This is a genomic window from Pedobacter sp. (assembly GCF_035566355.1).
GTDB lineage: Bacteria > Bacteroidota > Bacteroidia > Sphingobacteriales > Sphingobacteriaceae > Pedobacter.
In genome coordinates this window covers 1-10,404 of sequence record NZ_DATMRL010000300.1, presented here as the reverse complement: position 1 = coordinate 10,404, position 10,404 = coordinate 1, and the positions used below count along the sequence as shown (strand labels likewise).

Annotated in this window: 7 protein-coding genes and 1 pseudogene; 4 read left to right on the top strand and 4 right to left on the bottom strand. The window is 42.0% G+C overall.

Annotation, left to right across the window (positions count from 1 at the left end):
• Both VNZ46_RS11930 and VNZ46_RS11925 read left to right on the top strand, forming a co-directional pair.
• A partial coding sequence (locus tag VNZ46_RS11930) for a sigma-70 family RNA polymerase sigma factor (protein WP_325560360.1) occupies positions 1–369 on the top strand: 369 nt, incomplete at its 5' end.
• A complete protein-coding gene (locus VNZ46_RS11925; RefSeq protein ID WP_325560359.1) occupies positions 362–1,240 on the top strand; it encodes a hypothetical protein in 879 nt (292 codons plus the stop codon). The genes VNZ46_RS11930 and VNZ46_RS11925, both read left to right, overlap by 8 nt.
• A 64-nt stretch (positions 1,241–1,304) precedes the next feature.
• On the opposite strand, the gene VNZ46_RS11920 is transcribed toward VNZ46_RS11925, so the two are convergent.
• The 4 genes from VNZ46_RS11920 to VNZ46_RS11905 all read right to left on the bottom strand — a co-directional run bounded on the left by VNZ46_RS11920 (position 1,305) and on the right by VNZ46_RS11905 (position 6,675).
• Entirely contained in the window at positions 1,305–2,315 is a 1,011-nt protein-coding gene (locus VNZ46_RS11920; protein WP_133783692.1) for an inorganic phosphate transporter, read from the bottom strand.
• Positions 2,316–2,326: 11 nt separating this feature from the next.
• A complete protein-coding gene (locus VNZ46_RS11915; protein WP_199076840.1) occupies positions 2,327–2,968 on the bottom strand; it encodes a DUF47 domain-containing protein in 642 nt (213 codons plus the stop codon).
• Positions 2,969–3,131: 163 nt separating this feature from the next.
• On the bottom strand, positions 3,132–4,157 hold the full coding sequence (locus VNZ46_RS11910) for a sensor histidine kinase (RefSeq protein WP_108553839.1): 1,026 nt from the start codon (positions 4,155–4,157) through the stop codon (positions 3,132–3,134).
• A 142-nt stretch (positions 4,158–4,299) separates the two neighbouring features.
• On the bottom strand, positions 4,300–6,675 hold the full coding sequence (locus tag VNZ46_RS11905) for a phosphocholine-specific phospholipase C (protein ID WP_325560358.1): 2,376 nt from the start codon (positions 6,673–6,675) through the stop codon (positions 4,300–4,302).
• A 244-nt stretch (positions 6,676–6,919) separates the two neighbouring features.
• Between VNZ46_RS11905 and VNZ46_RS11900 the strand changes: the two genes are divergently transcribed.
• Both VNZ46_RS11900 and VNZ46_RS11895 read left to right on the top strand, forming a co-directional pair.
• Positions 6,920–10,129, top strand: coding sequence for a SusC/RagA family TonB-linked outer membrane protein (locus VNZ46_RS11900; protein WP_325560357.1), 3,210 nt, complete (start codon positions 6,920–6,922; stop codon positions 10,127–10,129).
• Between the two features lie 18 nt (positions 10,130–10,147).
• Positions 10,148–10,404 (top strand): annotated as a pseudogene (locus VNZ46_RS11895) (hypothetical protein); the annotation flags it as partial.

Sequence of the window (10,404 nt, the reverse complement as noted above, 5' to 3'; positions counted from 1 at the left end):
CTCCGGATCCACGAAGTCCAGAATTTTAAGAGCTGGCTGCACGTACTGGCCAGAAACTATTGTCTGATGGCCATTCGGAAATCATCCAAAAACAATACGGTCCCTCTGGAAGAAACATTTGTGGAAAACAGTGAGTTTGTGCATCTTGATATCGACGATACAAAAGAACAGCAGCTTACCGTAATGGAAAAGTGCATGGAGACGCTTCCCGACGAGCAAAGAATTAGTGTGGATTTGTTTTATCTGCAGGAAAAGTGCTATAAAGAAGTGGCCGAAATAACCGGATATGAAATGCTTAAAGTGAAAAGCTATATTCAGAACGGTAAACGGAATTTGAAAATTTGTATGGAGAAGAACAGCAGTGAATAAGGATTGGTTAGATATAGATGTTTTAGAAGATTACCTGGATGGTAAACTTGATGCCAGATCAATGCACATGGTGGAAAAGCACGCCCTGGAAGATCCTTTTGTGGCGGAGGCTTTGGCGGGTTTAAGTGCATCACCGAAACGGTCACTTCAATCCATTTCTTTGCTTCAGAAGCAATTACAGGATAGAGTAGCTGCTCAGGCAACGCATAAAAAGAAAGCTGTAGTCACCTGGCAGCGCTTAAGTATTGCTGCAGCTGCAGCTGTAATGTTTATTTCCGTGAGCATTGTGTTCTGGATGAAAAATAATGCAGCCAGGGAACAGATGGCAAAACAACAGCCAAAAAAGGTAGATGTGGTCATTGCGCCAAAAGAAAGTCAGGTAGCTACAGCCCGTCCGGAAAAAACAACAGAGACAGCACCTCCTGCACCGGCATCTGTTAAAGCAGATAAAGAGATGGATAAAGCCATTGCAGCAGCAAAAACAAATGCATATGCGGCTGTTGCAGATAAAAAGAAAGAAAAAAAAGAGGAGGAAATGGCTCCTATGGCGAGAAAGATGGCTGCGCCTGTACCGGCCACTGCCATGGTTGCAAGAAGCAAAATAGCGGAGGCCGCCCCTCAGCCAAGGGATGGATATGAAAGCTACAGGACTTATCTGGAAAAGAATAAAAGATTAACCCGTAATGAGGAGAATCCTTTTGTACTTCTGACTTTTACCGTGGACCAGAAGGGCAAACCGGGTGCATTCAAAATACTAAGTCATTCTGCACAAAACTATATGGAGGAGGCCATCAGACTCGTTAAAGAAGGGCCAGACTGGGTATTGCCGGATCAGGGCAGCAATGAAGTGACCCTCCAAATAGATTTCTAATAAAAAAAGCAACCTTGTGGGTTGCTTTTTTTATGATCGATAGGGCCTTAAGGCCTTAAACAGATTAAAAGAAAAGATGTATTACAGCATACACCAGACCGGCAAGTACTGCTGAAACCGGGATGGTCAGTATCCATGCCCAAAGCAAGCGAACTGTAACCCCCCAGCGTACCGCTGAAACCCTTTTTAATAAACCCACCCCAACAATTGAACCTGTAATGGTATGTGTAGTAGATACAGGAATACCGAAGTGCTCAGTAATTCCGAGAGTTACTGCACCGGCAGCCTCTGCGGCAACACCTTCAAAAGCGGTTACTTTCGTAATCTTGGAACCCATGGTCTTTACGATTTTCCATCCGCCGCTCATCGTGCCCAATGCAATTGCTGCATAACAGGAAATCGGGATCCACTCTGGCATGACATCACCTGTGTGCAATACGTTTGCAGCCACCATCGCTACGTAGATAATACCCATTACTTTCTGGGCATCATTACCACCATGTGTAAAACTTAATGCTGCAGAAGAGATCAGCTGAAGTCTTTTGAACCACTTTTCTGCAACAGACGGCCGGGCATGTTTGGAAATGTGCAGGATAATGATGGAAATGATCACAGAGATCATCATACCAATAACCGGTGCCAGAACAATGAAGGCAATTACTTTAAAGATTGGTGCAAAGTTAATTGCTGCCAGGGCATCGTGCCCAAGAGTCATTGCTTTCGCCATACCTGCTCCTGCAAAACCTCCAATTAAAGTATGGGAAGAACTGGAAGGTATACCAAACCACCAGGTGAAGAGGTTCCATACAATGGCGGCTACCAGTCCTGCAAAGATCACTTCCAGGGTAATATAATTTTCTACAACCGTTTTGGCGATTGTATTGGCTACTTTATGGTCCGTAAAATAAAAGTAGGCTGCGAAATTGAATAAAGCCGCCCAAAGTACAGCCTGAAAAGGAGAAAGTACTTTGGTGGATACAATTGTCGCAATAGAATTCGCTGCATCATGAAAGCCATTGATATAATCGAATCCAATAGCCAAAATAATTACAACGACCAGTAAGGTTGTTACCATTTTTTGAAGTTTTAAGCGTTCTTTACCAAAATAGATTCCAACACATTCGCTGCATCTTCACATTTATCAGTTGCAAGTTCTAAAGTTTGCAGAACTTCTTTTTGTTTAATTAATTCAATAGCGTTAGTTTCAAATTCAAACAGACGGGCAATAGCCAGATTGCAAACGTAATCTGCCTGGTTTTCACCGCTGTTGATCCTTACACAAGCATCAGCAATTACACGGATGTTTTTGAAACTTCTCAATTCTTTGATTGCTTTTTCAAGATCTGTACACATTTCCACCAGCAATTCTGCAAGTTTAATCATAGAATCACCAATTTTGGTAATGTTATACAATTCGATGTTCGTTGCTGAAGCGTGGATATAATCTGCAATGTCGTCTACTGCACTCGCCAGAGAGTGGATATCTTCTCTGTCAAACGGGGTAATGAAGTTTTTGCTTAATTCCAGGAATATAGAGTGGGTAATGTCATCCCCAACATGCTCCAGACGTTCAACTTCTTTAATATGCTCTTTTCTTTTTTCCAGATCAGTGGTGCTTAAAGCAAGTAATAAGGCTTCAGAGATCTTTAAAACGTTGCTTCCTGCTTGTTCAAATAGGGGCTGAAATTTTTTGTCTTTAGGCGTAAAGAACTTAAAAATATTATTCATCTGTATGTTTTAGTTTCTTTTATTCGTCAAATGGAGGTGCAGGCCTTTAATCTCTCTAAGCATACGCCCTGTCTATTTTAACTACAAAATATTTTACAAAAGTAGGATTGCAATGTTAAGTTAGTGTTAAGTATTGGGTTTACACTAATTTGTTATTAAATTTTTAACCAATCTTTTCCAGGGTAAAGGCAAAGGTGGTTCCGATTTGCAGCGTGCTTCGCACAGAAACGATCTGCTGGTGTGCTTCCAGGATATGTTTAACAATAGCCAAACCAAGTCCTGTTCCCCCAACTTCCCTTGCCCGGTGGGTATCAATCCGGTAAAAACGCTCAAACAATCTTGGCAGATGTTTTTCATCTATCCCGATACCGTCATCCGTAACCTCAATCAGATACTGGTCATGAAGTTCGAAAATTTTAATGGCTGTAGAACCGTGGTCTTTTCCATATTTTAAGGAATTCTGAATCAGATTGATCAGTACCTGGCGGATTTTTTCACGGTCTGCCCTAACCATGGCCGGATGGGTATACTTCTCTTTGAAAAACAGCTGTATATCTTTAGTCCGGGCTTTATCCTCCATGGTTTCCATCACTTCTTTGGCCAGCAGGACAAAATCGAACTTTTCATAATTGATCGGGATCTCACCGCTTTCCAGTTTGGAGATCGAGTCCAGATCATTAATCAGATAGCTTAGCCGCTCTACATTCTTTTCTGCTTTTTTTAGAAATTTTACAGCCAGTTCCGGATCGTCCGTAATGCAATCCTGTAAGGTTTCTATATAGCCCTGAATGGCAAATAGCGGTGTTTTGAATTCATGGGAAACATTAGACAAAAATTCTCTTCTGAATTGCTCCTGTTTTTTCAAAACCTCAATCTCTTTCTTTTTAGCGCCAGCCCATTCCTTTACCTCCTGCTCTACATCATTAATCGGGTCCGTACTTACATACTCGCCCAGTGCATCTTTCAAATCTTTGCCCAATTTCAGGTTATGGATCAGCTTATAGATCAGTTTGACCTTAGAGTAAATGTATTTTTCCAATAGGTAGTAAAAGACAATGAAGCTGGTTATAAAGGAAACTCCAAAAGAAACCAGCATGTAATACCAGCTGTTTTGGAAATGAAAATTGACCAGACTGATGGATAAGCCCACCGCCAATGCGGTAATAAATACAAGGACACTTAATTTCATCTATTTATTTTATTGTTTTTTATTGTCAGATAGAGCCTTTGATGCTTAACCTGATTGTAGCTCAATCTGCTATCATCTGGTTAAGCATGTCGGTTTATAGGGCAAGTTACAAGATTAATTCTAATCCCCTATTAAATTTAGATTAAGCCATGGCCCCCATGACCGGATCGGTAATCGATTCTTCTTCTGTTTCTACATGGCCGGCGTATTTTCTAAGATAGCCAGGGCTTTCTGTGCTTTCCAGGATAACATCGTACCAGCCATAACTCTTTTTCAGAACAACAGTCAGTTCGGTTTTTCCTTTGGCGGGTATACGTACTATACCTGGTAATGCATGATTGTACGAGGTATTTTTTACGTTTAAGCTGTGTTCACGGTTAGCGGTATTTTCAATGATCAGCTTGATATTCCCACTTAGTTTTTTGTTTAGCCTGCTGGTGGATTCATAGGTACAGCTGACCCGCAGCTCGGGATCCTGTTTGCTTCCGCTAAACTGCCTGAAAAAACCGTTGGGACCATGTACCGCAATGTCGTACCGGTCCTCTGAAAATTCCTGCAGACTTATTTCATCTGCAAGCTGCGCTCCAGGACTTACAGCATAGGCTCTTGGTCTGACTTCATTTTTGGTATTATAGGTACTGATGTTAAATGCAGCCCCGGTATTCTCTGTTTTAGCGCCGAAAAGTGTTTTTCCAGCTTCCATAACCAGTTCAATTCCGGTCTTTTCGGAATTTAAAGTGCCATCAGCATATAAACGATAAGGCAGTGCACAGGCAGGTTTCATTCCTTTTTCCTGTTTTGGCATAAAAGGAGAGCTCATTGGGGAGAAGGCAGGATGCGTGTTGATGTTCTCTATATCTGCCTTACTCAGCGGACTCGGCTTAACCTGAGGGGGCTTGTTCTTCGCATTCTGTATGGTATCAATTACAGCCTCTCTTTTCAAAGCTGCAGGAGGGGACAGTTTTTCGCCCTTGTAAGGTCTGAATACAGAAGTGAGATCTCCGCAGACGGCTCGTCTCCAGCTGCTGATGTTGTTGCTTTTTATGTTTTTGTTTGTTTTCTTGCTTAGAAACTTTTCAAGGAACATTAATGACGACGTATGGTCGAATACCTGGGAGTTTACGTAGCCGCCCTTACTCCATGGAGAGGCAACCACAAACGGGATCCGGTAACCCAAACCTAAAGGGCTTCCCGCAATTCGTTCAAATTCTACATCTGCATCAATGCCAGAGGAAACCTTGCCTGTTGAAGCATCTTTTGGATTAGGTGCAACAAATGGTGGTAAATGATCGAAGTAACCATCATTTTCATCATAAGTTAATATAAATATGGTTTTCTTCCATATCTCCGGATTTTTAGTCAGGATATCAAGTGCTTCCGATACATACCAGGTACCATAGAGAGGAGAACTGGTATGGTCTGAAAAACGCTGCGGGGCAACCAGCCAGGATACTGTTGGCAGTTTGCCTTGGTCTACATCTTTTCGGAATTCATGAAAGATATCATTTTTAGGAATATTGATGGTTTGCTGAGCACCCTGATCATCGGTGAAGGTATAGGGGGCCAGGGCCAGATAGTCTTCTGGTGATTTGATATTAGTGGTAAATGCTTTATTGATGAGATTCTTCTCCTTTTCCGAGAGTTTATCATACTTCTCTTTAACTTCTTCCGCAGTTAATTTTGGAGAGCTGGTAGAGTCTCCATTTTTTCTGAAATAAGCAGAAAGTTTTACATGGTGCCTTTTGATATATTCCAGCGGATTGTCGCCGTAGTTTCCCAGCCAGTCATCTGTTTCTTCGGGTAGTTTGGCTGTCCATACTTCGTTCTGGTAAACTCTCCAGTCAATGCCATTGTTTTCCAGTACTTCCGGGAAGCTCTCCCAGTCTACAAAGACGTTGTCTTGTGATTCTGCCTGAGAATTGTTTACTACTGCAATGGATTCACCATTCTGTTCCGGTCTGATGGTGCCTGTCCAGAAGAACAGGCGGTTTGGTGTTGTTCCTGTCAGGGAAGAGCAAAAGCTGTGGTCGCATACGGTGAAGGCATCTGCAAGTGCGTAATAAAAAGGAATATCTTCCCTTTTGTAATAACCCAGGCACATGGAGGATTTTGCCGGTACCCAATGGTTATGTTTTCCCTGATTCCTTGCGGCAACCTGGTCTGGCCAGGAGTGGGCAAGGCCACCTTGCCAGGTAATTTTCGTCTTATTAATGTCTACATGGAAGGGAGCATAAGTATTTCCTTTCTGATCTTCCTGAAGCCAGACCTTATTGCTGTTTGGAAGTCTGACCGCCCTTGGGTCATTAAATCCTCTGACACCTTTTAAAGTTCCAAAAAAATGATCAAATGAACGATTTTCCTGCATCAGGAAAACGACATGCTCTGCATCATAAAACGTAGTGCCCGGATCGGCATTGATGGCCATCGCTTTTTGTATCGACATTGGGATAACACTAGCCATTCCTGTTGCGCCGCTGAGCAGGGCCGCTTTTTTAAGAAAATCTCTTCTTGAATCCATGTAATAAAGATATGAGGTTTTGTGGTTTTTTTACTTTCCGTGAAGTAACGGCAACCAGGTTAATTAAAGAGGGAAAAGCTGTAATGTTTTTGTTACCAATTTACAGTTCTGTTAACAAATGCTAAACGAAAATAATAGTATTTGTTAACTCAGAATTTTTATCCTGCTAACACCCGGAACTTAATATTGCGTCCAAAACTATTAAAGATTCCAGACTTACATGAAAATTCTTTACAAACCAAAAATGAGCATAGTAACCTTGCTGTTTCTATGTCTCTTGCCCTATTTAACCTGGGCACAAACTAAAATCACAGGAGTCGTTAGAGATGACTCACAACAAGCCATTCCCGGCGTAAGTGTACTTGTTAAGGGAACAAAAAGAGCAGTATCGACAGATCAGTCCGGTCGTTTTAGCCTGGAGGCAGGCACTCAGGATATTCTTGTTTTCAGTTCTGTAGGTTTTTTAAGGCAGGAGGTCCCGCTTAGCGGCAGTACAACTCTGAATGTGATCCTTAAAGCAGACTCGAAGAATTTAAATGAAGTAGTGGTTACGGCACTGGGCATCCGGAAGGAGAAAAGAAACCTGGGTTATGCCATCCAGGAAGTGAAAGGTGCAGATCTGGTGAAAGCCAGAGAAGCGAATCCGGTAAACGGACTGGTGGGAAAGGTAGCTGGTTTAACCGTTGGTGTTTCTTCAGAACTCCTGGGCAGGTCATCTGTATACCTGCGTGGAAACAGTGTGAATCTGGTGGTGGTTGATGGAGTACCGATCAATTCCGATACCTGGAACATCAATCCGGATGATATTGAAAGTTATACGATACTAAAAGGACCGGCTGCGGCAGCATTGTATGGCTATCAGGCTTACAATGGAGCCTTGCTGATTACCTCTAAAAAAGGAAAGATTAACGATAAAGGATTCACGGTTGAACTGAATTCAAGTACTCAGTTTAACAAAGGTTTTATTGCTTTGCCTAAAAGCCAGGACGAATATGGTGCCGGTGAACATAGTGCTTATGCCTTTGGCGATGGTAAAGGAAACGGCTTAAATGATGCAGATTATGACATCTGGGGTCCCAAGTTTGAAGGTCAGCTGATCCCGCAATATGACAGCCCGGTGGATAAGAATGGCGTACGTCAGGGTACACCATGGGTGGCCCGTGGAAAAGACAATTTAAAGAGGTTTATCCAGACGGGTGTTCTGTCGGCCAATAATATTGCCTTGTCTACTGCCAATGATAAATATAATTTAAGGGTATCCATCTCGAATAATTACCAAAAGGGGATTATACCAAATACCGATTTGAACATCAATAGTTTTAATGTAAGCGGAGGGTATAACCTGAGTGCAAAGTTGAAAGCAGAGGCTTATATCAATTACAGCAGACAGTATTCCAAAAATATACCGGATGTTAACTATGGTCCAAACAGTGTTATTTACAATATGACGCTTTGGGGCGGAGCAGATTGGAACATCGATGACATGAAGAATTACTGGCAGCCAGGAAAAGAAGGTATACAGTCAGTCTTTGCAGAATATACGCGCTATCACAATCCTTATTTTATGTCTTATGAATGGTTACGAGGTCATCAAAAAAATGATGTGAATGGTTATGCTTCTTTAAACTACAGTTTCATTAAGGGTTTAGACCTCATGTTGAAAACACAGGTGTCTACCTACGATCAGTTAAGAACGGAAAAAATGCCCTTTTCTGCGCATCCATATGGCAGAGAGCAAGCCCTTGGTGATTACCGCGAGGATAGGAGGAGTATGTTTGAGAACAACACACAGTTGATCCTGAAGTTCAACAAGAACATAGACCAAACTTTTGACATCAGTGCTTTTGGTGGAGGAAACATCCGTAATTTTAATTACAACTCCAGTTTCACCACAACAGATTACCTGAATGTTCCCAATGTATATAATTTTTCTAACTCCAAGAATCCGGTAAAAGCATTTAATTTTAATTCCAGTATGCTGGTGATGAGTGCATTCTACTCCGTAGATTTAAGCTTTAAAAAATATTTAAATTTAAATACAACAGGCCGGATAGATAAAAACTCCGCTTTACCTCCGGGGCATAACGCGGCTTTTTATCCTTCGGCATCTTTAAGTTCTGTTTTTTCAGATTATACGACCTTGCCATCATTTATTTCTTTTGCCAAGCTGAGGGCTTCTTATGCGAACGTGAAGGATCCTGGTTTGGGTACACTGGATTATATAGGTGCTACGCCACTGCAGACCTATCCTTTGGGTTATGGCGCTGAGTATACGTCATCTTATGGTGGTCCGGGTTATGGATTGTCATCACCTTACAGCATCAGACCTTCTTATAACAATCAGCCGGCAGCTTATTATACCGACAATCTGATCGACATCAATTCAATTAAGGCACAAAGCAGGACCAATTATGAGCTTGGAGCCGATTTGAAATTCCTGAACAACCGTTTGGGTTTGGAAGGTACCTGGTTCAGGTATGTTGACGGACCAAAGATCATTAAACAAGCCATTACATCTGCTACGGGTTTCACTACAAACACCATCAACGGAAGAAAAACACAGAACCAGGGGGTGGAGTTGAGTTTGTCGGGTGCGCCGGTAAGTAACGAACGTTTTGGCTGGGATGTATTGGTGAACTGGTCTACCTATAAGCAAACCTATAAAGAACTTGCCCCGGGAGAAACTTATGTTGATCAGTTTTTCAAAACAGGCGACAGGATTGATAATGTATATGGTTCCGTTCTCGCTAAAACACCAGATGGAAAAGTGATCCATACCTCCAGCGGTACCCCGATTGCTTTACCCGTGAACCAATTGCTGGGTCACGCTGATCCAAACTGGGTTTGGAGTATCAGCAACAAGTTCCGATATAAAAACTTCAGCTTCAGTTTCCAGCTGGATGGTAAAGTTGGTGGCGTTATGCAGGATTATGTGCGTCTTAAATCTTTTCAGGGTGGTCGTCAGATCGAGACCGTTCAGGGTAAAATGGGAGAAGCCCGTTACCAGGATTTTCTTCATGTAAATGATAAGAATTATAAAGGAACCTGGGTAGGCGATGGTGTTGTGGTTGCCAATAACGGAAAGATCAAATTTGATCCGGTTACAGGTGTGATCACCAATTATAATGAGCTCAGCTTTGCGCCCAATACTACACCTCAGTTGCTGCAGGATTATATAGGTGTTTTCTATAATGCGAAGGAAAACACCATGATGAGCCGGACGTATGCAAAACTCAGGGAGGTGACCATAGGTTATCAATTGCCTAAAAAACTATTGTCCGGGACATTTATCCGTACGGCTGGTATTTCGGTGGTTGGCAGGAACCTGCTTTATTTCATCAACTCTACCTATAACGATGTTGATGTTGATCAGTACTCGGGACGTGAGGCAACTTCTGGCTTACAGACACCAACGACAAGAAGCATCGGCTTTAATGTAAATGTTACTTTCTAATCTATAAATAAGAAGATCATGAAGAAAATATATAGTATTGTTTTTCTTTTCATCACCCTGGTTATGGCCAGCGGTTGTAAAAAAGAATTTGAAGATAAATTCAAAAATCCAAACCAGGCAGAGCATGTGCCGCCTGACCTGATCTTTACAGGGATCATTAATGAAATGTATGAAGCACCATTTGGAGGTTCTGAAAGATGGGGACAGTATACTGCGGCTAATTATTTTTATTACAACACCAACAACTATGACTGGACCGGAGCAAGCCTGGATTA